The sequence below is a fragment of the Pantoea sp. V106_11 genome, from assembly GCF_029967885.1.
Taxonomy (GTDB): domain Bacteria; phylum Pseudomonadota; class Gammaproteobacteria; order Enterobacterales; family Enterobacteriaceae; genus Pantoea; species Pantoea ananatis.
This window is the reverse complement of the sequence record NZ_JASCAK010000028.1, coordinates 50,140-75,792: the sequence shown is the minus strand read 5'-3', so window position 1 is coordinate 75,792 and position 25,653 is coordinate 50,140. Positions and strand designations below refer to the sequence as shown.

Here is a 25,653-nt window from a genome sequence, read left to right as displayed (position 1 = left end):
AAACAGTCCGATGTTCAAAGTAAACAGATCAGGCGCCCACTTTTTCCAGCGGCGCCTGGGGGTTTTTGCTGATAAACATCGCGTCGCCGTAGCTGAAGAAACGGTATTCTTCCGCCACCGCCGCACGATAAGCAGCCATCGTGTGCTGATAACCGGCAAAGGCCGAGACCAGCATGATCAACGTCGATTCGGGCAAGTGGAAATTGGTGATCAGCGCATCAATTACCTGATACTCATAGCCCGGATAAATAAAGATTTGGGTGTCATCAAAGAATGGCGCAATCAGCGCATCCTGACTGGCTTTGGCTGCGCTTTCCAGCGAACGTACCGAGGTGGTGCCTACCGCCACCACCTTGTTGCCGCGCGCTTTGCAGGCCAGCACCGCATCCACCACCTCCTGCGGCACTTCCGCATATTCGGCGTGCATATGGTGCTCTTCAATCGTCTCTACGCGTACCGGCTGGAACGTCCCTGCCCCAACGTGCAAGGTGACAAAAGCCATCTCAACGCCTTTGTCTTTTAGCGCCTGAATTAAGGGTTCGTCAAAGTGCAGGCCGGCGGTCGGTGCCGCCACGGCGCCAGGGCGCGCGCTGTAGACCGTCTGGTAAAGCTCGCGATCCGCTTCTTCATCCGGGCGGTCAATGTACGGCGGCAGCGGCATATGGCCTACGCTGTTGAGAATGTCCAGCACGGCACGATCGTCTTCGAATGCAATCTCGAACAGCGCATCGTGACGCGCGACCATCGTGGCTTTCACGCTCTCATCGTCGCCCAGCAGTAATTCTGCGCCAGGCTTCGGCGCTTTGGACGCCCGAACGTGTGCCAGCACGCGCTTGTCATCAAGCATGCGCTCGACCAGCATTTCAATTTTGCCGCCGCTTGCTTTACGCCCGAACACCCGGGCCGGGATCACGCGCGTGTTGTTAAACACCAGCAGATCGCCAGGCTGAAGCTTGTCCAGTACATCGGTAAAAACGCCATGGGCCAGCGCCCCGCTCGGGCCGTCCAGCGACAGCAAGCGACAACCGCTACGCTGCGCCTGAGGGTAATGGGCGATAAGGGATTCGGGCAATTCAAAAGCAAAATCGGCGACACGCATGAAAGACTTCTTACTCAGAAAAACAGGCGGCACAGTTTAGCGGAAAATCGCACAATTCTGAACAACTGGCTGCGCAAAGCGAGTTGCGCTTATAATAGCGCATGAATTTTCTTGCTCATCTTCACTTAGCCCATCTTGCAGACAGCTCACTCCTCGGCAATCTGATGGCGGATTTTGTTCGCGGTGCGCCGCATCAACACTGGCCCAAACCGGTGGCCGACGGCATTCTGATGCATCGCCGGCTTGATGTCATGACCGATGCCCTGCCGGAAGTGCGTGAGGCACGCCAGCTTTTTCGGGCAGAAACCTACCGCGTTGCGCCCATTACGCTGGATGTCGTTTGGGACCATTTTCTGGCGCGTCACTGGGATCGCTTCCATCAGGCGCACTCGCTACAACAATTTTCGGCCAACGCCGAAAGCGAAATTGTTCCGCAGCTGGCTGCCACACCCGACGAATTTAAAGCGCTCAATGCCGTAATGTGGCGTGAACGCTGGTTCGAACATTACGCCGACCCGGAACGTCTCGAACGGGTACTGAATGGCATGGCGAGCCGTCGCCCCAGGCTGGCCGCCCTGCGCGACTCTTATCACGATTTTACGGCGCATTACTCCGCGTTTGAGGCCTGCTTTTTTCAGTTTTATCCGCGTCTGATGCAGCTGGCAGCCGATCAACAGTTGTAACCTTCCCCTGACGGCGTCAGGTTTGTGAGCGCATTTCATCGCACCACAAACCTGTAACGCTGAAAAAGCGCGCAGTCAGTAGCACGGCCGTATTGCCATTGGTTCCGGTCTGCGGCTTAATAAGTCTTGCTTAACTATGATTCACGATGCTCTCACTGTCAGACCGCCTGTTCAGGCGCTTCCTTTATCCGATATGTTTTAAAAATCATAAGAGGGAAACATGTCATCCGCTTCGCATTCTGAGATTGACGCGCGCTATCATTACGCCTGCGAAATCGCCCGTGCGGCCGCAAGCCGCGCCTGGTCATGGTATCAACAGCGTCAAAAACTGGTGGTGGAACATAAGAGGGACCTTCAGGATGTGGTCAGTGACGCTGACCGCAACGTTGAAGAATTAATTAAGTCACTGATTTCGGAGCGCTATCCTGATGATGCCGTTCTGGGAGAAGAGAGCGGCGGTGACACTCAGGGTGCCCGTATTGTATGGGTGATCGATCCCATCGATGGCACCGCCTGTTTTGTGAACGGGTTGCATAACTGGTGCGTATCGCTGGCAATTGTTTGCGACGGTGAGCCCGTCGTGGGCGTGATTTGCGATCCCAATCATCACGAACTGTTTCATGCCCGCAAAGGCAGTGGTGCCTGGCTCAACGATACCCGACTTGAGGTGCATAAAGCCCAACAGCTTAATGAGGGCCTGCTGGGAATCAGTAATTCCAGTCGGATTCCCGGAGAGCACGTGACGCAGCTCATCGATGCCCTGCTCAGGCAAGGCGGGATGTTTATTCGCATCGGCTCCGGCGCGTTAACCAGTGCCTGGGCCGCTGCAGGTCGCTTGATTGGCTATTATGAAGCGCATATGCATCCGTGGGACGGCCTGCCGGGCATCGTATTGATGCGCGAGGCCGGTGGGGTGACTAACGATTATTTGCGCAACGACGGCCTGAAAAAGGGCAATCCTGTTTTGCTGGCGAATGCGGTAATCTATCCGCAAATTAAAGCGCTGCTCGCCACGCACGAAATTGAGGATTGATGATGTCTGCCTACCTGCCCCGACATTGGTTTATGCTCTGCACTTTTTGGCTCCTGGCGGGGCCGCTGTACGCCGCCCCCGAGTACCAACTTGAGAAAGTCGTGGAGCTGAGCCGACACGGGGTACGTCCGCCGACGCCGGGTAACCGCACAGAGATTGAAGCGGCAAGCCAGCAGCCGTGGTACGTCTGGAGCACGGCGGACGGCGAACTGACGGGCCATGGCTACAGCGCGGTCGTCAATAAGGCCCGCTGGGAAGGCGACCACTATCGCCAGTTGGGTTTACTTAACGCAGGTTGCCCTGACGCGAAGGCGATCTATGTCCGTGCCAGCCCGCTGCAGCGCACGCGGGCGACTGCCGAGGCGTTGGTGGATGGCGCGTTTCCCGGCTGTGGCGTGGCGATTCATACCGTCGCCGGCGACATCGATCCTCTCTTTCAAACCGAGAAACTGCCCTTTGCCCATACAGATCCTCAACGTGAATGGGAGGCAAAACGTCACGCGGCCGGGGATTTAGCGCAGCGTCAGCAGCAGCTTCAGCCCGCGATCACGCTGCTTAAACAGTCGGTATGCCGGCCCGGCAGCGATTGCCCCTTTTTCGATCGTCCGTGGGCGTTGAAACAGACGAAAAGCGGAAGCTTCTATGTTGAGGGCCTTAGCGCCATGGCCGCCATGGTCGAGACGTTGCGTTTGGGCTACAGCGAGAACCTCCCTTTCGCGAAACTGGCATGGGGACACATCACCTCTGCCCGGCAGATCACCGCTCTGCTTCCTCTGCTCACCACTAATTATGATCTCAGCAATGACGTGCTCTATATGGCACAACGTCACGGTTCCCTGCTGCTGTCCCAGATGCTTGAGGCCATTAAAGGTAACGACCCTGACGTGCGCTGGCTGCTTCTGGTGGCACATGACACCAACATTGCGATGGTGCGCCGCTTAATGGGATTTGAATGGCAACTGCCTGGTTATACGCGGGGCAATATCCCCCCCGGCAGCAGTCTGGTACTGGAACGTTGGCGCGACAGTAAGACGCATCAGCGCTTCCTGCGCCTCTATTTTCAGGCACAAAGTCTGGACGGCCTGCGTCAGTTACAACCCGTGAACGACAGCCATCCGCTTTTACGTCAGGAGTGGCGGCAGCCCGGATGTCAAATCACCGCAGTCGGGACGCTGTGCCCGTTGCAGGCTGCCCTGACGCAGTTGGGTAAACACCTGGATAACGACGCGATGGCTCCGGTCAGCATGATCTTGCCGCCTTCGGGCTAATGAACCCAGACAGGCCGGGCGTTTACGCTGATGTGCGCGCTGGCATTTGTCTTATTTTACGGCAACTTATTTAACGGGGATGCATTTTGCATTAGCATGATTTTGTCAATCATCCCTCTGTTTGTTTCACTTGCCCTGTCCCGTTTCGGCGAGTCATTTCGCCGATTTTATTTTGTGTTGCCGGTCATTATTGGCTGTCCCAACCCCGCACATATCGGGACCGGGACAGCAAGCCTGGGTTATTTGCGCACCAGCTTATAGCCCAGCAACAGCACCACGATCCATACCATCCCGACATACAGCGAAACGCGGGTATCCGGGAAATAGCCGATCAGTCCAATGATGAAACATAAAAACGCCACGCCTGCGCCTGCCGTCCAGCTTCCACCGGGCAAGGCAAAGGTTAACGTCCGGGCGGCCGCTTTGCCGATCTTGCGTCGAAACGCCATCTGCGACAGCAGAATCATGATCCAGACCCAAACGGTGGCAAAGGTCGCCAGCGAGGCGATGACCAGAAAGACTTTTTCTGGCATCAGGTAGTTGAGATATACCGCAATCAACATGGCGAACATCATCACCACCACCGTCACCCAGGGAATACCGCGTTTAGAGACCTTCATAAACATTTTGGGTGCATGGCCCTGCTGAGCCATGCCGTGCAGCATACGCCCCACGCCGAAGACATCGCTGTTAATCGCCGACAGCGAGGCGGTCAGCACAACAAAATTCAGGATAGACGCGGCGGCGGCAATGCCCAGATGCTGGAACGTCAGAACAAACGGGCTGCCGTTAGTGCCGACCTGATTCCACGGGTAAATGGACATGATGACAAACAGCGTGCCCACGTAAAACACCAGGATACGCATCGGAACCGAGTTGATAGCGCGTGGGATAGAGGTTGCCGGATCTTTGGCCTCACCCGCCGTAATACCGATGATTTCAATGCCGCCGTAGGCAAACATCACCATCTGCAGCGACAGCAACATCCCAACGATACCGTGGGCAAAAAAGCCGCCATTGGTCCACAGGTTATGGATACCGGTCGGTTGGCCGCCGTTGCCAATCCCCCAGACGATCATGCCAAACCCGGCCAGAATCATCACAATAATGGTCGCGACCTTAAAGAAAGAGAACCAGAACTCCACCTCACCAAACACCTTCACGCTCATCAGATTGACCGCGCCGATGATCAGCACCACGCTCAGCACCCAGATCCAGTGCGGCACCTCCGGAAACCAGACGCCCATATAGATCCCGAACGCGGTGACATCGGCGATGGCCACGATCAGAATTTCAAAGCAGTAGGTCCAGCCGGTGATGTAACCCGCCATTGGCCCGAGATAATCCTGCGCATAGCGGGAAAAAGAGCTGGCCTGAGGGTTATTGACCGACATCTCCCCCAGCGCGCGCATGATGATGTACGCCACCGCACCGCCAATAATATAGGCCAGCAGCACGCTGGGGCCCGCCATTTTGATGGCGTCCGCCGAGCCGTAGAACAGCCCGGTGCCGATCGCCGATCCCAGCGCCATAAAACGGATGTGGCGCGTGCTCAGTCCGCGTTTGAGCTTGTTGGTTTCTTGCATAACAACCTGTACCTGTGAAATGAAAAAACCACGGGCAAGCCCGTGGTTAAAGAAGAATCAATCTTAGCCGTTACGAGTGAACCGACACCTGTTCAGCCCCTTTTAACCGATCGACCAGCGCCACAATCAACAACATCACCAGTGATGGCGGCAACCAGGCAAGGCCCTGGTCGGCTAACGGCAGATGCTGACTCAATGCGGGTAACGCTGCTGTAAACCCGGTGCTTTTGATGGCGTCAAGGATACCAAAGAGCAGGCTGACCAGCATAGTCGGCGCGATAATACGGCTGCTTTTATTCCACCAGTTCAGCGTAAAACTCAGCACGACCAGCACGATACAAGGCGGATAAATAGCCGTCAGCACCGGAATCGAAATCTGAATCAGATGGCTCAGCCCCAGGTTCGATACCACCATCGAGAACAGGCCCAGTACAAAGACCAGCGTTTTGTAAGACAAGGGCAAATACTGTGCGAAAAACTCTGCGCAGGCACAGGTCAGGCCTACCGCGGTCACCATACAGGCAATAAAAATCAGGGCGGCAAGGAAGAAGCTGCCCATGTCACCAAAGGTCTGCTGAACGTAAGCATGGAGAATTGCCGCACCGTTGGCATTCTGATCCACTAATGCACCACTGCCTGCGCCCAGTTTAAACAGACTAAGGTAAACCAGGGTCAAACCAATGCCGGCGATAACCCCGGCTAAAACCGTGTAACGGGTTAACAGCGCCGCATTATCAATCCCTCGCGAACGTGCTGCGTTGACGATGACAATGCCGAAGACCATTGCGCCCAGCGTATCCATGGTGAGATAGCCGTTAACAAAACCACTGGAAAATGCGGCGCGCTGATAGTCCGCCGTCGCAGGAATCGTTCCTCCCGCCGGCCACAGCAGAGCCGCGACGCCCAGCAGCGTCAGGGCTGCAATTTTTAGCGGTGCCAGAAAATGGCCGACCGTATCCAGCAATTTCCCAGGATAGAGGGAAATCACCATCACCAGCACAAAGTAAATCAGGCTGTAGATAAACAGCGGCAGCTCGCCATCGCCGGTAAGTGGAGCAATGCCCACCTCAAATGAGACCGTGGCGGTACGCGGCGTGGCAAAAAGCGGCCCTACCGCCAGATAGCAGACCGTGGCCAGAACCACACCCGCAACTTTGCCGATGGGCGTGCTCAGGGCATCAATCCCGCCGCCGACGCGCGCAAGCGCGATCACGGTGATAACGGGCAGACCGACTGCGGTAAGCAGAAAACCAATAGCGGCCACCCAGACATGTTCGCCTGACTGAATACCCACCATGGGAGGAAAGATGATGTTACCCGCACCAACAAACAGGGCAAACGTCATGAAGCCCAGCGCGAGAATGTCTTTAACGGTTAAACGATGTGTCATACGGCCTGTCACTGATGTTGCGATGAAAGATAAGTTTGCGTTGCCCCCTCGCTGCGTTAATACAACGACCGACCAGATGATGAGAGCGCATTATGCGCAGCGTCTGGTCTAGCGCAGGTGATTTAAGCTGCTTTTTTTCTGTTCACAGAGGGATAAATCGACAACGGCGGTAAGTAAAACGTTTATAGCGAAGAAAGGCAATACGGGATCGGAAAACCAGAGGGTTATTTCGCAATTTGAATCAATATTAGAGGATCACATCAATATTCTCTGCAACGGCATCAGATGATGTGCTTTAAAAATAAACAAGCGATGGTAAATATCAGCATAAAGTCGGGTTTGTATGCACAAGTGGCGCATTTATTGCGCCACGCTGCACATATTCTGCTATCACCAGACCTGATTCGCGACGTTCACGACCAGTCGAATCTTCTGCCACTGCTCTGCTTCGCTCAGGCTGTTGCCCTCTTCCGTCGAGGCAAAACCACACTGCGGACTGAGGCAAATCTGATCGAGGCTGATGTACTGGGTCGCTTCCTGCAGGCGCGCTTTCACCTGTTCGGCATCTTCCAGTTCACCCACCTTCGTGGTAATTAAGCCAAGCACTGCCTGCTGATGGCCGGGCTTGATGAACCGCAGTGGTTCGAATCCGCCAGAGCGATGATTGTCGTATTCAAGGAAAAACGCATCCACATTCACGGAGCCGAACAGGATCTCGGCCACCGGCTCGTAGCCACCTTCAGAAATCCAGGTGGAGCGGAAATTGCCACGGCACACATGCAGGCCCACGGTCAGGTCGGCCGGTTTCCCTTCTAACGCCTTATTCAGCACGCGCGCGTAGGTGCGGGCCAGCTGGTCTGGATCGTCGCCACGTTCGCGGATCTCACGCTTTTGATCGTCTGAACAAAGGTAGGCCCAGACGGTATCGTCCAGCTGTAAGTAGCGACAACCCGCGTCGTAAAAGGCTTTGATCGCCTCTTTGTAGGTCTGTGCCAGATCGTCAAAGTACACATCGAGATCGGGGTAAACGTCAGCGTCGATGACTTTTCGGCCGCCGCGAAAATGCAGCACGCTCGGGCTGGGAATCGTCATTTTGGCTACCGCATCGCCTGCTACGCTCTGCAGGAAACGAAAATGATCCAGCATCGGATGCCCGTCAAAACCCAGTTTGCCGGTGATTTTTACGCCGTGCGCTTTCGTCTGCACGCCGTTGAACTGAATGCCCTGCTCGGCTTCAAAATGCTCAACACCTTTCAGACCGTAGAAAAAGTCAAAATGCCACCAGCCGCGGCGAAATTCGCCATCGGTCACGACCTTAAGGCCATTTTCACGCTGCTTCGCGACCACGTCCCGAATCGCGTCGTTTTCAATATCGCGCAGTTCATCAGCGCCGATCTCACCCGCATGAAATTTTTCGCGGGCATGCTTAATAGCGGCGGGACGAAGAAAGCTGCCAACGGTGTCGGCGCGAAACGGGGCGGTTTGTCTTTGCATGATCACTCCTGGTCACCGGCCAGATAATTTCGGGCGGGAATAGTTACACAATGTTATTTTAGCCTTCCAGATGGCTAAACGTCTGGATGTAGATTCCCACGCGATGTGCTCACGTGCAAACGAATAATATTCACTTGAGATGAAATAATTTCATGTTGCGAGGCCGGATTCTGACTGTGCTCCCCTTGAGGTTTGCACCGAGGCAATCGGCGGGGATTTATGCCCCTGATGCGGCACAGGTCCCTGCCAGACGTGCGGCAGGAACGGGAAAACATGGGCGAAGGCGGTAACCCCTTTGCCTGTGGGCGAGCGGTGAAACTTACCGGAGGGAGGCGCGCGCCAGGTTCATTTGCGTTTCAGACAGCGGCAGATAGCCGGCCTCGATGACGCGCTGCTGCCCTGCACTAGACAGAACCTGTTCCAGAAAGGCGGCTAACAATGGCGGTAAGGGCTTACCTGGCACTTTATTAACGTACAGATAGAGCGGACGTGCCCAGGGATAGCGACCGCTGCGGATAGATTCAGGATCGGGCGCAACGGCTTCCCCCCTTTTTGTGATAACCGGCAGCAGTTTTACCCCGCTCAGGTGAAAACCGAAGCTGGCATAACCGATGCTGCGCGGATCACCGGCGACCGCCTGTACCACCGCCGCCGAGCCGGGAAACTCCGCCACGTCGTTGCGGAAATCGCCCTGACACAGCGCCTGCTGCTTGAAGAATCCCCATGTGCCGGAGGCCGAGTTGCGGCCATAGCGCTGGATAGATCGCTGCTGCCACTCAGCCTGATGCAGACCCAAATCGCCCCAGCGTTCGGGCACCTGGCGTGCGCCACACAGACGCGTGACGGAGAACAACGCATCAAGCTGGTGGGGATCGATGGACGTCAGCGGATTGCGCTGGTTGACCACCACCACCAACGCGTCCATCGCCACCGGCACGGCCAACGGAGGATAACCGTATCGCGCCTCAAACGCCTGGCGCTCATCCGCCTGCATGGGACGGCTCATTGCCCCTAACTGGACGGATCCGGCTGTCAGCGCGGTTGGCGCCGTTGAGGAGCCCGATGCCTGAACCTGCACATTTACCCCGGGTGACTGACGGCTAAAGTCATCGCCCCACAGGGTCATCAGATAGCCGAGCGTGTCCGAGCCTGCGCTGCTGAGATTGCCTGAAAGCATCACCGGCTGCGCCTGCACCAAGGCAGGCAAGAGAGAAAAGAACAACAAAAACAGAAGGCGCATCGTTCCGGTCCGTCAGCAGTTAATGAACCGCATTCTCCTGCATCCCGTTAGTCACAATCAACCGTGGTGCCAGGGTAAAGGTAAAACAGGTTTCCTGGTGCGGGATGCTGGTGATCTCCAGCCGCGCATTGTGATGGCTGAGCGCATGCTTCACGATGGCCAGCCCAAGACCGCTGCCGCCGGTCGCACGTGAACGCGCTTTATCCACCCGATAAAACCGCTCTGTCAGGCGCGGGATGTGCTCAGGTGGAATGCCGGGGCCGTTATCACAGACTGTAAATACCGCGCCCTGCTTGCTGCGCAGCCAGCTGATATCAATGCGCGTCCCCTCGGGCGTGTGGTTCACCGCGTTGTAGACCAGGTTGGAGATAGCACTGCGTAATTGTTCATCATTGCCAAACACTTTCAGGTGAGGATCGGTATGAAAATGGATGGCGTGACGTCCGCCGCTCAGGGTTTCAGCTTCATGCTGCAGGAGTTTGAGCATAACCGGTACATCAACCTTTTCTTTCAGGTTAATGGCCGGAGCCGCCTCAATGCGCGACAGCGTCAGGAGCTGTTTGACAAGGCTATCCATTCGCCGGGTTTGCTCCGACATCGTGTGCAACGCTTTGTCCCGTGAGCGCTGATTCATGACGGAGTCATTCATCATTTCCAGATAGCCCTGAAGCACCGTTAAAGGCGTGCGCAGTTCATGGCTGACGTTGGCAAAGAAGTTTCGCCGTGCCCCTTCAAGCTGATGCATCTGGGTCACGTCGCGAGCCACCATCAGCCACTGGCCTTCGCTGTAGGGCATCACACGGAATTCCATGTGGTGCTGGTTATTCAGCACCAGCGTAAGCGGCTTATCGAAATCACGTTGCCGCAGATAGCGAGAAAATTCAGGATAACGCAGCAGATTAAGGATATTTTGCCCGTTATCTTCTGGCCAGCGCAGCCCCAGGTGCTGCTGGGCCAGGCCGTTGCACCAGAAAATAGTGCCCTCTTCGGTGGTGAGTATCACGGCGTCCGGCAGCGACTCCGCGCCGCTGCGAAACCGCTTAATCAGATTACCTAATTCGCGCCGCCGCCGCCGGTTGCGCAGTTGCATTTGATACAACCCGTAAAACAGCGGTTCCCAACTGGCCTGTCCGGACGGTGGCGTCATCGTGCGATCCAGCCACAGCCAGTGAGACAGGCGCATCAGGTTGTAAAAATGCCACAGTAAAATACCGACTACGCTCAGTAACAGCAGCCACGGCAAATAGCCGAACAGCAGGCCGAGCACCAGCGCAGGCAGACACGCCAGCACCAGTTCGGACAGTAATCTCTTCCAGGAGAGGCGTTCCAGCACGGTTAAAGCTCCGTTTAAAAGCGGGCAGAGAAACGATAACCTGTTCCGCGTACGGTTTGTACCATGCGATCGTGGCCGGTCAGTTCCAGCGCCTTACGTAAACGACGAATATGAACGTCAACCGTACGATCTTCAACATAGACGTTAGTGCCCCAGACATGATTGAGTAACTGCTCACGGCTGTAAACACGTTCAGGATGGGTCATAAAGAAATGCAGCAGCTTGTATTCTGTCGGCCCCATTTCCAGCGGTGTGGTTTCTGACATCACGCGATGCGAAGAGGGATCCAGGCTCAGGCCCTGCATTTCGATCACATCTTCTACCGCCATCGGCGAAATACGACGCATAACGGCTTTAATTCGCGCCATCAGCTCTTTCGGGGAAAACGGTTTGGTGATGTAGTCATCGGCACCGACTTCCAGTCCGCGTACCCGATCTTCTTCCTCGCCGCGCGCGGTGAGCATCATGACCGGTATATCACGCGTCATGGCTTCACGCTTAAGATGTTTAATAAATTGTATGCCGCTGCCGCCGGGTAACATCCAGTCCAGCAGGATCAGGTCAGGCCAGGGTTCAATCAGCTTGCTGACGGCGCTGTCATAATCTTCTGCCTCAATCGGCTGATAATCGTTTTGTTCCAGTACGAAACATAACATTTCACGGATTGGAGCTTCATCTTCCACAACTAAAATGCGCTTAGCCATTATTACTCCTGCAGGTAGGACGGCTTTCACTGATATTTGCGGCGCCATTATGCGTCAGTTTTGTGACACTTTTATGAAAAAGTTAGCCATAAAAACCGGCCTGCAACAACCATTTATGACAACATGACGACATGTTTTGTGGCTTTAGTGACTGAGCCAGTATAATTGCCGGGCAAATCGATTTGGCAGGGAGTTTTATGCGCATTATCCACACCGCGGACTGGCACCTGGGGCAGTTCTTCTATAACAAGAGCCGCGCCGCCGAGCACCAGGCCTTTCTTGACTGGCTGTTAATACAGATCGAACAGCATCAGGTCGATGCGCTGATTGTAGCGGGCGACCTGTTTGATACCGGTACGCCGCCCAGCTATGCGCGTGAAATGTTTAACCGCTTCGTGGTGGCGTTACAGCCCAGCGGCTGTCAACTGGTGGTGCTGGCGGGCAATCATGACTCGGTGGCAACGCTGAATGAATCGCGCGAACTGCTGGCCTGTCTGAACACCCGGGTCGTTGCCACGCCGCAGGAGAGTGACGACGTCATGATCCTGACAACCCGTCAGGGTGAACCCGGCGCGCTGCTGTGCGCGATTCCCTATCTGCGCCCGCGCGACATTATGCGCAGCCAGGCCGGTCAGTCTGGACGGGATAAACAGCTCAGCCTGCTGGAGGCCATCAGCGCCCATTATCAGCGCAGCTTCGCGGCGGCACAGGCGCTGAACATGTCCCTGCCGATCGTGGCGACCGGCCACCTTACCGCCCTTGGCGTCAGCAAAAGTGACTCCGTGCGCGATATCTACATCGGCACGCTGGATGCGTTTCCTGCCTCGGCGTTTCCGCCGGCCGATTACATCGCCCTTGGACATATTCATCGCGCTCAGCGCGTCGCGAACAGCGACCATATTCGCTACAGCGGCTCCCCTATTCCGCTGAGCTTTGACGAGCTGGGCAGCGAAAAAAGTGTCTGTCTGCTGACTTTCAGCCCGCGCGGCCTGGAAACCCTGACCCTGCCGGTTCCCACCTTCCAGCCGATGCAGATGCTTAAAGGCTCCCTGGCGCAAATCAGTGAGCAGCTCGCCCACCTTTCCCCTCCCAGCGGAGAGAAGCCGGTCTGGCTCGATATTGAAGTCACCACCCAGGAGTACTTAAGCGATCTGCAGCGCCAGGTTGAAGCGCTGACGGCAGATTTACCGGTGGAAGTGCTGCTATTACGCCGCAGTCGTGAACAGCGCCAGCACAGCCTGGCGCAAACGGATAACGAAACCCTGAGCGAACTTAAGGTCGAAGAGGTTTTTGCCCGACGCCTGGCGCTTAATGAGGAGCTTGATGACAAGCAGATCGCCCAGGTCACGACCCTGTTTAAGCAGACGCTGGCCGACCTGGAGGCGAACCCATGAAGATCCTCACGCTGCGATTCAAAAACCTGAATGCGCTGAAAGGAGAATGGTTTATCGATTTTCGCACCGAACCTTTCGCCAGTAATGGTCTGTTTGCCATTACCGGCGCGACAGGTGCCGGTAAAACCACCTTACTGGACGCTATCTGCCTGGCGCTGTATCACCAGACGCCGCGTCTGGGGGCGATTTCTCAGGGCCACAACCCGCTGATGACGCGCGACTGCGCCGAGTGCCTGGCCGAAGTCGAGTTTGAAATCAAAGGCGAGGCCTGGCGGGCATTCTGGAGCCAGAACCGCGCACGAGGCACGGCCGACGGCAAACTGCAGGCTCCCCGCGTCGAGCTGGCTCGCTGCGCAGATAATCAGATCGTTGCAGACAAAGTGGGCGACAAGCTCAAGCTTACCGAAACGCTTAGCGGCCTGGATTTTGAACGTTTTACCCGTTCAATGATGCTGTCACAGGGCCAGTTCGCCGCATTTCTTAACGCCAAAGCGAATGAGCGCGCAGAGCTGCTGGAAGAGCTGACCGGAACGGAAATTTACGGGCTGGTTTCCATGGCCGCGTTTGAGCGCCATAAAGAAGCCAAAAATGCGCTGGAACTGATGCGCAGTCGGGCAGGCGGCATGGCACTGCTTGATGAGGCGACCCGCGCCGGGCTGCAGCAACAGCAGTCAGCCCTGACTGAGGCCGAGCAGCAACTCAGCCGTCAGTTTGACACCGCTCAGCGGCAGCAGCAGTGGCTGCAGCTGGCACAGCAGCTGAGCGCGGATGCTGAACAGGTGAACGCCGCCCGTCAGGCCGCCGACGCGGCGAGTCAGGCGGCAGAGGCCGATCGCCAGCGTCTGGCACGAAGTGAACCAGCAGAAAAACTGCGCGGTGCGCTGCAACAGCGCGACAACCTGCAGACTGAACGCGCGGAGCTGCAACAGCGTCAGCAGCAGTTAAACCAGCAGATGCAGGCGACCGCCCACGAGCAGCAGCAGTTGCAGCAGCGTTATCAGGAAACCGAAGCGGCGCGCGAACAGGTGCGTTTGCAACAGCACCAGCAGGAAACGCTACTGAGCGGACAGGTTATTCCACTCGATCAGGCGCTCTCGGCCCTGCAGCAGCAAATTCAACAGCTGCAGCATGAAACCGCACAGCAGCAGGCGAGCTGTACGCAGCGTGAACAGGCGATGCAAACCGAGCAACATAAGGTCAGCGATCTCCAGCAGGCGCTGGCACAGCAGCAGGCGCGTCGGCAACAGCTGGCGGATATGCCGGTTTGGGGCGAAAATCTTCCGCTGTGGCAGGACCGCTTTGCTCAACTGGCCCGCCATGAAACCGATCAGGCGGCGTCGGCGCAGCAAATTCAGCAACAGGCGTTGCAGCTTCATCAGCGCCAGCAGCAGGTCGAACAGCTGCAACAACAGCTTGCGCCATTGAACCAGGCCGGGCAACTCACGCAGCAGACCTTGTCTGACGCTGAGCAAGCACTAACATCGCTCCATAAGGCGCATCCTCCCGAAGCCTTGCGTCAGGCCTTAAAGCAGTTAACTCAACAGCGTGACGCACGTCAGACGCTGACGTTACTTGCAGCCCAGTGGCAGCCGTTACATCAGCAGCGCGGTCAGTATGAAAAACGGTTACAGGATCTGGAAAAAGCCTGCCAGCAGGCTGAGGCTGAATTACTGACGCTGCGGGAAACATGGAAGCGGGAGAAACAGCAACTCACCGACGTTGAGAAGATTTGCCAGCTTGAAAGCCATATTGCCGATCTGGAGGAACACCGGGCGCGGCTGGAGGCCGGGCAACCCTGCCCTTTGTGCGGTTCCTGCGAACATCCCGCGGTTGAAACCTACCGCACGCTCGAAGTCAGCGCCAACCAACAGCGCAAAGCCGTGCTGCAAAAACAGGTGGAAGCGCTGAGCGAAACCGGTACGGCCAAAAATGAGCAGATAAAACACCTGAAGGGCCAGCAGCAGTCTCTGCGCGACGAGCTCGCCAGTGTAGTGCAGCAGTTGGATGCATTGACCCAGCGCTGGCAGGCACTGAGCGGTGAGCTTGCGCTTACCTTCACTCTGAACGACACCGACGCGCTGGGCCACTGGCTGCAGGCGCAAAGCCGTCAGGAACAGGCATTAACTACGCAGACAGAGACGCTGGAACACGCCGAGCGAACGTATCAGGCGGCAAAAGAACAGCATCTGCAACAGCAGCAGACACAGCAGCAACACCAGCAAACGCTGCAGTTGACGCAACAGCAGCTGGAGAACGAACACCAGGCGTTACTGACTTTACAGCGCCATCACCAACAGGCTCAGGCGAATGCTCAGCCGCTCCAGGAGGGGCTGGCGCAACAATTCGCAGGCTTCGGCCTGACGCTGCCTGACAGCGCACAGCGCGACAGCTGGCTGGCTGAACAGCAACAGCGCTGGCAGCAGTGGCAGGAAAGTGAGCGGTTGCTTGCTAACTTGCAGCCTCAGTTGGCGCGCGCGGAAAGCCAGGCTGACGCCCTGCGCCAACAGCTGCAGCTTGAGCAGCAGCGCCTGAATCAGCAGCAACAGCAGCTCGCCGCACTGGACCAGCAATACCGCGAAAAACGTCAGCAGCGTGAGGCGTTGTTTGGCGATCGGGATGTCATTCAGGCCCGTCGGCAGATGCAGGAGAGCGTCGAGCATCATGAGGCGCAGCTGACGCAGCAGCGTGAAAGGCTGCAGCAGTCTCAGGCTGAAGCCAGCCGCCTCCACGGCCAACTGACGTTGCTGGAGAGCCAGCTACACAGGTTGGGCACTCGCCTGACGGACGCTGAGCAGCACTTCAACGCCGCGCTGACTGCGGCGGAATTCCCGGACGAGGCGAGCCTGCGCGCCGCGTTGCTTGACGAGCATGAAGCGCAACAGCTTCGCCAGCGACTGCAGCAGATCGATCAGCATCTGCTCCATCAACAATCCCGCCTGGCAGAGCTGCAGCAACGGCTGGCAACCCATGAGCAGGCTAAACCCGATAAGATGCCTGAGTCCGCCGATGCACTGACCACACAGCTGGAAGCGTTGCGGCATTCTCTGAGGGAGAACGCCAGTCAGCAGGGACAACTGCAGCAGCAGTTGCAAAGCGACGCCAGCCTGCGGACCCAGCAGCAAACGTTGCTGGCTCAGATTGCGCAGGAGGAAACCACGCTGGCGCAGTGGGCGTTGCTTAACGATCTGATCGGCTCGGCGACCGGGGATAAATTCCGGCGCTTTGCCCAGGGACTCACGCTCGATCACCTTGTGGCGCTGGCTAACCGCCAGCTGGATCGTCTGCATGGTCGCTACCTTTTACAGCGCCGCGCCATCGATGCGCTGGAACTGGACGTGGTGGATACCTGGCAGGCGGACAGCGCACGCGATACCCGCACGCTGTCAGGTGGAGAAAGCTTTCTGGTGAGCCTTGCGCTGGCGCTGGCGCTATCCGATCTGGTCAGCCATAAAACCCGCATCGAGTCGTTATTTCTTGATGAGGGTTTCGGCACGCTGGACGCAGAGACGCTGGATACCGCCCTGGATGCGCTGGATGCGCTCAATGCCAGTGGAAAAACCATTGGCGTGATCAGTCACGTCGAGGCGATGAAAGAGCGCATTCCGGTGCAAATTAAGGTCCGCAAAATGAATGGCCTGGGTTACAGCAAACTTGAATTGCCGGGTACGTAAGAGGTTAATTATGTTGAGATGTACAGGAATCATGGCGGCCACGATGCTGCTGCTGGCAGGATGCAGTCATCATCCTGAGGCTTCCGAAGCGCAATGCGCGTCAGGCCTGCCCCAGGCGCAGTGTCAGGACGTGAACCGCTATATTCGCGAGGTCAATGCGTCCGTCATGCGCAATTTTCACAATGCGAAAAACTATGTGGGCCAGCGTTGCCTGGTGACGGCACAGCGTCGCCCGGATGGGCGCTATAACGTGATGCGAACAGAAGGAAATGAGTCGCTGTGCCTCAAGGCCTGGCAGAGCGTCAGCAGCGCGCGGGATATGCCTTTGCCTCCACCGTACGCCCCACAGCAGCTCGTCTTTGCCTTCGCGCCGGTTCGCTGAGCCAGCCCTGTGCATCCTTCAGTATGTTGCACAGGGCCGCAGGCCACGGCGGCGTTTATTCCGGCCACAGCCAGGCCGCGCCGCGCACACCGCTTGAATCCCCGTGCATCGCTTTCAGCACCGGCGTTTCACACTCGCCGCCAAAAACCCATTTCTTCATCAGCGTGGGCACCGTCTGGTACAGACGGTCCACGTTGCTCATGCCGCCGCCCAGCACAATCACGTCGGGATCGATCAGGTTGACAACCTGAGCCAGGGATTTTGCCAGACGGATTTCATAGCGGCTCATTGCCAGGGCAGCCACGGGATCCTGCTGCTCCAGCAGTTTGACAATCTCAGCGCCTTTGCGCGCCACACCGCTTAACCGCTGATAGTCGATAGCAAAGCCGGTACCGGAAACAAAGGTTTCAATGCAGCCCTGCTGGCCACAATAACAGGGGACTTCCACGCGGTAACGCAACTCGTCTTCATCCATCCACGGCAAAGGATTATGACCCCATTCGCCCGCATTGCCGTTGCCGCCAATGCGTGACGCGCCGTTTATCGCTACGCCTGCGCCCGAACCGGTGCCGATGATTACCCCAAACACCAGTGCCTGCCCCGCGCCTGCGCCATCGACCGCTTCGGACACGGCCAGACAATTCGCGTCATTGGCTATGCGGATGTCACGATTCAGCGCCTGCGCCAAATCTTTATCCAGCGGCTGACCGTTTAGCCAGGTGGAGTTCGCGTTTTTCACCCGCTGCGTATAGGGCGAAATCGTGCCCGGAATACCTAAGCCTACCGTCCCGGTTTGGCCGGTTTTTTCTTCGGCGAGGCGGACTAAATCAACGATGGCCTGCACGGTCGCCCGGTAGTCGTCACGGGGCGTGGAAATCCGATGGCGAAACAGCTCTTTTCCCTCGCCGGACAGCGCAATCACTTCTGTTTTGGTGCCGCCCAAATCAATGCCTATGCGCACGGTTTATTCCTCATTATTCGTTAGGGTGTTTTCTACACTAAAAGGCGAATGCCTGAAAGGCAATGAAACCGCTCCGATGTTTCGCTATCATGCGCACACTTAGTGAGATTTGTGCGCCCGATCGCGCCACGGTAAGGAATCCCGATGTTGTGGTTTAAAAATATGATGGTTTATCGTCTGAATCGTGACATTCCGTTGTCCGCAGACGACATGGAAAAACAGCTGGAGGCTTTCACCTTCTCGCCCTGCGGCAGTCAGGACATGAGCAAGACCGGGTGGGTGGCACCGATGGGCAATCGCAGCGATGCCCTGACCCACGTCAACAACGGTCAGATTGTCATTTGCGCGCGCAAAGAAGAAAAAATCCTGCCCTCTCCGGTCGTGAAGCAGGCGCTGGAGGCAAAAATCGACAAGCTTGAGGCAGAGCAGAGCCGCAAGCTAAAAAAGACGGAAAAAGATTCGCTGAAAGATGAAGTGCTGCACAGCCTTTTACCGCGTGCGTTCAGCCGTTTCAGTCAGACCTATATGTGGATCGACACCGTGAACAACCTGATCATGGTGGACTGCGCCAGCGCTAAAAAAGCCGAAGACACGCTGGCTCTGCTGCGTAAAAGCCTGGGTTCGCTGCCGGTTGTGCCCCTGACGCTGGAAAGTCCGATTGAACTTACCCTGACCGAATGGGTGCGTTCCGGGGATGTTCCGGCCGGTTTTGCCCTCATGGACGAAGCCGAGCTCAAGGCCATTCTGGAAGATGGCGGCGTGATTCGCTGCAAGAAACAGGATCTGGTGTGCGATGAAATTGCCAACCATATCGAAGCCGGTAAGCTGGTGACCAAGCTGGCGCTGGACTGGCAGGAGCGTATTCAGTTCGTCTTATCCGACGACGGCTCGGTGAAACGCCTGAAGTTCAGCGATACGCTGCGTGACCAGAATGATGATATCGATCGGGAAGATTTTGCGCAGCGTTTTGATGCAGACTTTATTCTGATGACCAGCGAACTGGCGGCCCTGACCAGCAATCTGGTTGAAGCGTTAGGTGGCGAAGCTCAGCGTTAATGCATTTGGCCGCAGATTGCCTGCGGCCGTTCTTCTTAGTCTTTCAGATAGCGGCAAAGATATGCGCTCGGCTCGCCTACCTGCAGATGAAACTCGCTGTGGCCCGGTACGTTAAACACCGATCCCGCCTCAAACCATTTCCACTCTGTCTCACCCGGCAGCAACACTTTCATTGAGCCGCTTACCACGGTCATCTCTTCCGGTTGGGCGGTGCCAAACGTGTATTCACCTTCTGCCATAACACCGACGCTGGCACGGCCGGTGCTCGCACTGTCAAAACCGATGGATTTAACTTTTCCGTCAAAATACTCACTTACATTGAGCATAAACCTTCCTCACAGCACATTAGGGTGACTGGCAGTGTAGAAGGGAACTTGCTGATCTGTCACGCGAAATAGTGAGTGATTGTGATCGCCGCGCGGCAATGGCTGCCGCGGGAACCGGGGGAAATCAATGGCTTCCTTGCCAGAGCAGAGGCTTACTCTTTTTCTACATCTTCATAGCGATCTTTTGCATCATGCGCTTCCTGCTCTGATTCGTGCTCGCTGATTAACGAATCTGGCTTGGGATGGTCGGCCCGCAGTTGCCATGACGTCACTTTTTTGCCTTCGGGGCCTTTTTCCACAGTGACAACGCGCGCTTCTCGGGGGTAAGGAGGTCTTGTCGGCATAATGTGTCCCTCTTCGCTAAATGACATTCCACACGACAGGCGATTGCCTGCCATGGGATAAGTATAGTCAATACGGCGGAAAGGACGGCGAAAGCGGGATAAATCTGAGGGTTAACTGGCACGCGCCAGAGATAACGACTGCAGGATCTGTTCAACGACGCGTTCAGGTGCCAGCATGGCGTTCACCTCGTGATGCGCGGCAGAACGGTACAGGTGCGCACGGGCGCGCAGCACTTCACCCATTTCTTCCGCGATGGGGCGTCCGGTTAACGTGGGGCGCTGAGCATTTTCCGGCTGGCTTTCCAGACGACGGGCCAGGATATCAGGCGGTGCACTTAACCAGATCACCTGACCGTGCTCACGCATATAACGGCGATTACCTTCCGCCAGCACCATTCCGCCACCGGTGGCGATAATGGTTGACGGGGCGGTTACGGCTTTGAGCGAGTCGGTTTCACGCGCACGAAAGCTCTCCCATCCTTCCGCAGCCACAATTTCCGCTACGGTACGCTGCGTCGTGAATTGCAGGTGATGATCGGTATCGCGAAACGCATAACCCAACGCATGAGACAGGGCTTCACCGATAGTGGTTTTTCCGCATCCGCGCGCACCGATCAAAAAAATGGACAAGGACATCAGGGCAGTTCCTCCGCCGCGCAGCCCATCACAGCTGCAGGTTAGGCTCAATAATAGGACGCATCATAGCGGGAATTTATTTCGTCCTCTACCCATTGAGCGTATTTTACGCATGATTGCACCCACTCTTGCAAAAAAACAAATAAATACAGAAGGTTAACGATGCACATTTTGTGCATTGGGTAAAAAAGTTTACGTCAGCAACATTTGCTTACCGCCACGAATTTACATTGCTGCACGTCGCCCCCATATACTGTTAACAGTCGCAACGGGAGAGTCATCATGCAACGCGAAGAACAAGAACTGATTGAAAATCTGTTTAGCCGTTTGAAACAAGCTGAAAGCCAGACTGCGGCACGCGATGCTGCTGCCGAACAACTGATCAAACAACACCTGCAGGCGCAACCAGGCGCGCCCTACTATATGGCTCAGGCCATTTTGATTCAGGAAGCGGCACTTAAAAAACTGAATGAGCGGGTTCAGGAGCTGGAAAATCATCTGGCTCAGCAACAGGCTCAGCAACAGCAGCAGCCAAAAAGCAGTGGCGGGTTTTTATCCAGCCTGTTTGGCGGCGGCAGTCAGCAGGCCCAACCGGCTCAGCCATCGCCCCAGTGGAACAGCGCACCGCAACAGCCGCCGCAGCAGCCCTATGCCAGCGCACCTGCGCCCCGTGGCAGCGGATTTCTGGGCGGCGCACTGCAAACCGCCGTGGGCGTAGCAGGCGGTGTGGTCATGGCCGATATGCTGACCAGCATGTTCCACCACTCGCAGCCGGAAGAGATCGTTAACATCATTAACGAACCCCAGTCGCTGCCTCAGGTCGATGACAGCCTGAATACCTTTAATGGCGGGAACGATCAGTCGTTTCTCGATCAGGGAACGGGTGCCGACAATCAGTCCTTCCTGGATCAAAGCAACGGCTGGAGTGACACCTATGCCGACAATGGCGATCTGAATGACTTCGGCGGCAATGATTACGATGACGACGACAGTTTTGTTTGATTTAACGTTGTCGCTGTCTGAGCCAGCTGTCTAGTTCATTGGCAAACTGCTGGCGGTCCCGCGGGCTCATGGCGGCGGGACCGCCTGTCTGTACGCCGCTGGCGCGCATCGTGTCCATAAAATCACGCATCGTCAACCGCTCGCGTATGGTGGCAGGTGAATACCGTTCCCCGCGCGGATTCAGCGCCGACGCCCCTTTTTCAATCACCTCTGCGGCCAAGGGAATATCTGCCGTAATCACCAAATCGCCAGCCTGCACACGCTTCACGATTTCATTATCGGCAACATCAAACCCAGCCGGCACCTGTAGCGTGCGCAACCAGGGCGATGGCGGTACGCGTAAAAATTGATTCGCAACAAAGGTGACCATGGTTTGCGTTCTGTCCGCCGCCCGGTACAGCACGTCTTTTATGACGTTTGGGCAGGCGTCCGCATCGACCCAGATAGACATTGATGTTCCTTATTCTGGAAAATAGCGACGATGTTAACCTGTTTTGCAAAACGGGGTTAAGTAAAATTCCCCGGCTTCCGCTATGGCCAGATCTCGCGTTGAGAACGCACGTCAGCCCCCCGAATATCGTCAACGATGAAGGGAGTGCTCAACGCGCGTTCACCACAAAAACGTGCCGCCATCACTCTCTTTTGCTCTCTGGCACCGGCCGCCGTGCGTTACCGCTAACTTGTTATTAATCCTGTCTGCAGTAAGCTACAGCGTTGATAACGGTGAAAACAGGAAAGGAGACGGTGATGCTGGAAAAGAAAATCGGATTTATTGGCGGTGGCAACATGGCAAAAGCCATCATTGGCGGGCTGATAAACAGCGGGCAAATGACACCGTCAGCTATCTGGATTTACGACCGCAAACCGAGCACCAATCAGCAAATGGCCGAACAGTACGGTATTAACGCCGCGGAGAGTGCGGAAGCGCTGGCCCAGCACGTGGATATTCTGTTTGGTGCGGTCAAACCCAATGTGATCCTCAAAGTGCTGAAAGAACTGGCTAACAGCCTGAAAAAAGAGGCAGTAGTCGTTTCAATTGCCGCGGGCGTGACGCTGGATAACCTGGCTTCCGTGCTGGGGCACGATCGTAAGATCATTCGCGCAATGCCAAACACCCCTTCCCTGGTCGGTGAAGGCATGACCTCCGTTACGCCCAACGTGCTGGTTGAACAGAGCGAGACCGATGAAGTGGTCGCGATATTTGAGAGCTTTGGTCAGGCGGCGGTCGTCGATGAATACCTGATCCACTCGGTGGTTGGCGTCAGTGGTTCAGCTCCGGCTTACGTGTTTATGTTTATTGAAGCCATGGCCGATGCCGCCGTGGCGGGCGGCATGCCGCGCGCGCAGGCTTACCGGTTTGCGGCCCAGGCCGTGAAAGGCTCCGCACAGATGGTGCTGGAAACGGGTAAACACCCCGGTGAGTTGAAAGATATGGTCTGCTCGCCCGGCGGCACCACCATTGAAGCGGTGAAAGTGCTGGAAGAAAAAGGCTTCCGTTCAGCCGTGATCGAAGCCATGCAGCAGTGCATGGCGAAGTCGAACAAGCTGAGCCGCAGTTAACCGATATGTCTGGCAAACATGCCGTTTGCCAGACGGTTTTGCGGGCCCATTATTGTGCAGAATGGTGGGCCTGATACCATGCCAGTGCCTGTTCCATCGTCATGGGCTCCTGCATCTTTTCGACCAGCGCGGCGGTCAGCGTGTAGAGTCCACACGAGAAAACCGCAGCCAGCCGCCCTTCCTTGCCGTAAAAGGCCATAAACGTTTTCTCTTCCAGCGATCCCACCTGCTGGTAGTCGTCCCAGTCTGTGGCATGACCAATATATTCATAGCGGGTACCATAATGCGCGGTCCAGAAAAACGGCACGCGGTCATAGTGATGAATATTTCCCAGCATGTTCATTGCTGCGGTCTGGCCCTGCTGCTCTGCCACGCGAAAATGCTCGATGCGCAGCGGCCCCTGGGCGGAAGGATAGGTTGCAATATCGCCGGCTACCCAGACGTTTTCGGCCACGCGTAGCTGCTCATCCGTTTGCAGGCTGCCATCTTCAACCCGCGGCAGGTCGTGAATAAACGAGGTGGCCGGTTTAACGCCGGTAGCGAACAGCACCACATCGGCAGCGATCTGCTGACCGGTTTTTAACCGCACGCCCGTCACGTGGTTTTCGCCCTGAAGCGACGCAATCTCACCTTCCACAAATGTTACGCCGTTAGCCTGATGCAGTTGATGAAAATAACGGCCGATCGCCTCACCAAACTGCGCCGCAAACGGCAGCGCGTGACGTGCGATGACGGTCACCTCAACGTCACGGTTACGCAGCGACGAGGCCAGCTCCATGCCAATAAAGCTGTTACCGATAATCACAATCTGCTGGCTTCGATCGACGGCCGCTAGCAGGGACGCGGTATGCTGCTTGTTGCGCAGAATATGTACGCCCGCTAAATCAGCGCCAGCAAGCGACGGCTTGACAGGTTCTGCGCCCGTTGCAATTAATAATTTATCGAACTGCAACGTGCTATCGTCGGCAAACACCAGACGGTGCGCCTCATTATCAACTCGCTCAACGCGCTTTTGGATGCGCTCGACGTGATCGAGTATGTCACTGCCAAGCAGCGATGGCACATCATCGATATCCATTTTGCCTGAGGGAACAAATTTCGTCAGCGCCGTGCGGTCGTAAGGGGCTTCAGGCTCACTCTCTACCAGCACCAGGCGGCCCTTAAAGCCGTCGTGGCGTAATCGCCACAGTGCCGCACTCCCGGCCGCGCCCCCGCCCAGTACCACAAAGACCGGGGCGCTGGCACCGCTGCCCACTGGCGAAGCAGGCGACATCGCTTTAGGGTTAACCAGAATCTGGCCATTTTCGATGCGAACGGGATACTGTTTCAGGTCGGCCAGCGCCAGCGGCTCGCACATTTTACCGCTGCTCAGTTCAAACGCCGCTTTATGCCAGGGACAGATGAGCCTGTCGCCGCAGATAGCGCCCTGCTCAAGCGGCGCGCCTGCATGAGGGCATTTTGCCTGGAAAGCCTGGACGCTGTCAGCCTCACGGATGAGTAAAAACTCTGTTTCACCCAGCTTTTTTTTAACCGGCTGACGTTGCGGTAAATCCTGGAGAGCAATAACAAATTGATAGTTCACGACATGGCTCCTTTTCCAACCGTCACGGGTAAAAGCACCGCGCCCGCACGCGCGCGGCGCAATCCCTTATAAACAGTAAGTGTGGCAAAGGATTGGAAAAGCTTGCGCCTCAATGGCGATTTTTTTCGCTAATCATCTGTTTCTTCAGTAATTAAAAGCGTGCTGCAGCGCACTGATGGCAGGCGAAGAGAGGAGGCGGCCACCGAAATGGCCGGCTGAGTATTAGCTTTTTTTGAGGCATTGACTCATAAAGGTTTTACGTGCGTCACCGGTCAGCTTTTTATCTCCGGCCTGGAGATTACAGGTTTTCATTTTTATTTGTTGCGGTGACATGTCCGCGACTTTGCTGTCTTTCTTCAGGCAATCGCTCATAAATTGCTTACGCACATCGCCTTTTAACGATTGGCTGCTGGCATGTTCATTACACATCGCCATTTTTTGCTGCTGCGGCGTTTTATCTGCTGCGCTGGCGTGGCTGCTCATCATTATTCCTGCCAGGACTATCATCAGGATATTGCCTTTCATTGTTTTCACTCCGTTGTGATAAAGACAGTATTTATTCTGGCATGCCAGAAAAGAATCAGACGACTTTTGCTTTGGAATAATACAGAGATCGCAATTTTATTCTGGTGATCGGCGTGATTTCAGCTGTGGGGCCGGTGAAGTAATCGGGTGACAGCGTTTTTTAATAACGCGGCATTGTGATCGTTGTGATCCACTTCGGCATGAATCATGGCCGTATCAATGCTGTTAACGAGGGACTGATGCTGCTCAGGCGGCATCATGCGCAGCATTGCGGTGATCACAAGTTCCAGCGCTTCGATCTGCACGACCTGCTCTTTAGACGCCTCTTCTTTTTCTGCCAGCGTAATTAATAGCTCAGCAATCAGATTTTTCATGCCGGTGCCT

General features: G+C 56.1%; 24 protein-coding genes. 9 read left to right on the top strand and 15 right to left on the bottom strand.

Annotated features, from left to right (window positions below; translation table 11 throughout):
• Nucleotides 1–28: 28 nt before the first annotated feature.
• A complete protein-coding gene (gene queA, locus QLG08_RS10990; protein ID WP_014593059.1) occupies nt 29–1,099 on the bottom strand; it encodes a tRNA preQ1(34) S-adenosylmethionine ribosyltransferase-isomerase QueA in 1,071 nt (356 codons plus the stop codon).
• Nucleotides 1,100–1,200: 101 nt separating this feature from the next.
• On the opposite strand from queA, the gene QLG08_RS10985 reads away from it, so the two are divergent.
• The 3 genes from QLG08_RS10985 (at nt 1,201) to QLG08_RS10975 (ending at nt 4,083) form a co-directional block, all read left to right on the top strand.
• Entirely contained in the window at nt 1,201–1,782 is a 582-nt protein-coding gene (locus tag QLG08_RS10985) for an ACP phosphodiesterase (protein WP_015700847.1), read from the top strand.
• A gap of 220 nt (nt 1,783–2,002) precedes the next feature.
• Nucleotides 2,003–2,815 carry an inositol monophosphatase gene (locus tag QLG08_RS10980; RefSeq protein WP_015700848.1) on the top strand — a complete coding sequence of 271 codons (813 nt, stop codon included), beginning with the start codon at nt 2,003–2,005 and terminating at the stop codon, nt 2,813–2,815.
• Nucleotides 2,815–4,083, top strand: a complete 1,269-nt coding sequence (locus QLG08_RS10975; RefSeq protein ID WP_282472911.1) for a histidine-type phosphatase — start codon at nt 2,815–2,817, stop codon at nt 4,081–4,083. The genes QLG08_RS10980 and QLG08_RS10975 overlap by 1 nt, the downstream gene beginning before the upstream one ends.
• A gap of 239 nt (nt 4,084–4,322) precedes the next feature.
• Here the strand turns inward: QLG08_RS10975 and proY are convergent, their stop codons facing one another.
• From proY to phoB, 6 genes are all read right to left on the bottom strand, one after another.
• Nucleotides 4,323–5,669, bottom strand: coding sequence for a proline-specific permease ProY (proY, locus tag QLG08_RS10970; RefSeq protein WP_013024849.1), 1,347 nt, complete (start codon nt 5,667–5,669; stop codon nt 4,323–4,325).
• A gap of 70 nt (nt 5,670–5,739) precedes the next feature.
• Nucleotides 5,740–7,059 (bottom strand): branched-chain amino acid transport system II carrier protein, encoded by a 1,320-nt coding sequence (brnQ, locus tag QLG08_RS10965; protein ID WP_282472910.1) that lies wholly within the window; start codon nt 7,057–7,059, stop codon nt 5,740–5,742.
• A gap of 390 nt (nt 7,060–7,449) precedes the next feature.
• A complete protein-coding gene (locus tag QLG08_RS10960) occupies nt 7,450–8,553 on the bottom strand; it encodes a cobalamin-independent methionine synthase II family protein (protein ID WP_013024847.1) in 1,104 nt (367 codons plus the stop codon).
• Nucleotides 8,554–8,872: 319 nt separating this feature from the next.
• Nucleotides 8,873–9,793 (bottom strand): PstS family phosphate ABC transporter substrate-binding protein, encoded by a 921-nt coding sequence (locus QLG08_RS10955; protein WP_282472909.1) that lies wholly within the window; start codon nt 9,791–9,793, stop codon nt 8,873–8,875.
• 19 nt (nt 9,794–9,812) lie between these two features.
• Entirely contained in the window at nt 9,813–11,126 is a 1,314-nt protein-coding gene (phoR, locus tag QLG08_RS10950) for a phosphate regulon sensor histidine kinase PhoR (RefSeq protein WP_013024845.1), read from the bottom strand.
• Between the two features lie 14 nt (nt 11,127–11,140).
• Entirely contained in the window at nt 11,141–11,830 is a 690-nt protein-coding gene (gene phoB, locus QLG08_RS10945; protein ID WP_014606457.1) for a phosphate response regulator transcription factor PhoB, read from the bottom strand.
• Nucleotides 11,831–12,027: 197 nt separating this feature from the next.
• On the opposite strand from phoB, the gene sbcD reads away from it, so the two are divergent.
• Genes sbcD through QLG08_RS10930 form a run of 3 tightly spaced genes read left to right on the top strand, consistent with a single transcriptional unit; the run spans nt 12,028 to nt 17,277 of the window.
• A complete protein-coding gene (sbcD, locus tag QLG08_RS10940; RefSeq protein WP_022622671.1) occupies nt 12,028–13,224 on the top strand; it encodes an exonuclease subunit SbcD in 1,197 nt (398 codons plus the stop codon).
• Nucleotides 13,221–16,895, top strand: a complete 3,675-nt coding sequence (locus tag QLG08_RS10935; protein WP_210494629.1) for an AAA family ATPase — start codon at nt 13,221–13,223, stop codon at nt 16,893–16,895. Before sbcD ends, QLG08_RS10935 begins: the two co-directional genes overlap by 4 nt.
• A gap of 10 nt (nt 16,896–16,905) precedes the next feature.
• Nucleotides 16,906–17,277: a cell envelope integrity TolA C-terminal domain-containing protein gene (locus QLG08_RS10930; protein WP_015700855.1), complete on the top strand. Its 372-nt coding sequence runs from the start codon at nt 16,906–16,908 to the stop codon at nt 17,275–17,277.
• Between the two features lie 55 nt (nt 17,278–17,332).
• On the opposite strand, the gene mak is transcribed toward QLG08_RS10930, so the two are convergent.
• The gene (gene mak / locus QLG08_RS10925; protein ID WP_024472066.1) at nt 17,333–18,238 is read right to left on the bottom strand and encodes a fructokinase; all 906 of its coding nucleotides are present in this window, start codon (nt 18,236–18,238) and stop codon (nt 17,333–17,335) included.
• Nucleotides 18,239–18,382: 144 nt separating this feature from the next.
• On the opposite strand from mak, the gene rdgC reads away from it, so the two are divergent.
• Nucleotides 18,383–19,294 (top strand): recombination-associated protein RdgC, encoded by a 912-nt coding sequence (gene rdgC, locus QLG08_RS10920; protein ID WP_013024839.1) that lies wholly within the window; start codon nt 18,383–18,385, stop codon nt 19,292–19,294.
• 35 nt (nt 19,295–19,329) lie between these two features.
• Here the strand turns inward: rdgC and ppnP are convergent, their stop codons facing one another.
• The 3 genes from ppnP to aroL form a co-directional block, all read right to left on the bottom strand.
• Nucleotides 19,330–19,620 carry a pyrimidine/purine nucleoside phosphorylase gene (gene ppnP, locus QLG08_RS10915; RefSeq protein WP_013024838.1) on the bottom strand — a complete coding sequence of 97 codons (291 nt, stop codon included), beginning with the start codon at nt 19,618–19,620 and terminating at the stop codon, nt 19,330–19,332.
• Nucleotides 19,621–19,772: 152 nt separating this feature from the next.
• Complete coding sequence (locus QLG08_RS10910) at nt 19,773–19,964, bottom strand: YaiA family protein (RefSeq protein WP_014606461.1); 192 nt, start codon at nt 19,962–19,964, stop codon at nt 19,773–19,775.
• A 111-nt stretch (nt 19,965–20,075) separates the two neighbouring features.
• Nucleotides 20,076–20,600 (bottom strand): shikimate kinase AroL, encoded by a 525-nt coding sequence (gene aroL / locus QLG08_RS10905; RefSeq protein WP_014593048.1) that lies wholly within the window; start codon nt 20,598–20,600, stop codon nt 20,076–20,078.
• 282 nt (nt 20,601–20,882) lie between these two features.
• On the opposite strand from aroL, the gene QLG08_RS10900 reads away from it, so the two are divergent.
• A complete protein-coding gene (locus tag QLG08_RS10900; protein ID WP_022622675.1) occupies nt 20,883–21,602 on the top strand; it encodes a DUF2076 domain-containing protein in 720 nt (239 codons plus the stop codon).
• Between the two features lies 1 nt (nt 21,603).
• On the opposite strand, the gene QLG08_RS10895 is transcribed toward QLG08_RS10900, so the two are convergent.
• Nucleotides 21,604–22,053, bottom strand: coding sequence for a YaiI/YqxD family protein (locus tag QLG08_RS10895; protein WP_014593046.1), 450 nt, complete (start codon nt 22,051–22,053; stop codon nt 21,604–21,606).
• A 296-nt stretch (nt 22,054–22,349) separates the two neighbouring features.
• Between QLG08_RS10895 and proC the strand changes: the two genes are divergently transcribed.
• On the top strand, nt 22,350–23,162 hold the full coding sequence (gene proC, locus QLG08_RS10890; protein WP_022622676.1) for a pyrroline-5-carboxylate reductase: 813 nt from the start codon (nt 22,350–22,352) through the stop codon (nt 23,160–23,162).
• A gap of 49 nt (nt 23,163–23,211) precedes the next feature.
• Here proC and QLG08_RS10885 read toward each other — a convergent pair whose 3' ends face one another.
• The 3 genes from QLG08_RS10885 to iraP all read right to left on the bottom strand — a co-directional run bounded on the left by QLG08_RS10885 (nt 23,212) and on the right by iraP (nt 25,643).
• Nucleotides 23,212–24,744: an FAD-dependent oxidoreductase gene (locus QLG08_RS10885; RefSeq protein ID WP_282472908.1), complete on the bottom strand. Its 1,533-nt coding sequence runs from the start codon at nt 24,742–24,744 to the stop codon at nt 23,212–23,214.
• A gap of 222 nt (nt 24,745–24,966) precedes the next feature.
• A complete protein-coding gene (locus QLG08_RS10880; protein ID WP_014606464.1) occupies nt 24,967–25,269 on the bottom strand; it encodes a PsiF family protein in 303 nt (100 codons plus the stop codon).
• A gap of 119 nt (nt 25,270–25,388) precedes the next feature.
• A complete protein-coding gene (gene iraP, locus QLG08_RS10875) occupies nt 25,389–25,643 on the bottom strand; it encodes an anti-adapter protein IraP (protein ID WP_013024830.1) in 255 nt (84 codons plus the stop codon).
• Between the last annotated feature and the right edge of the window lie 10 nt (nt 25,644–25,653).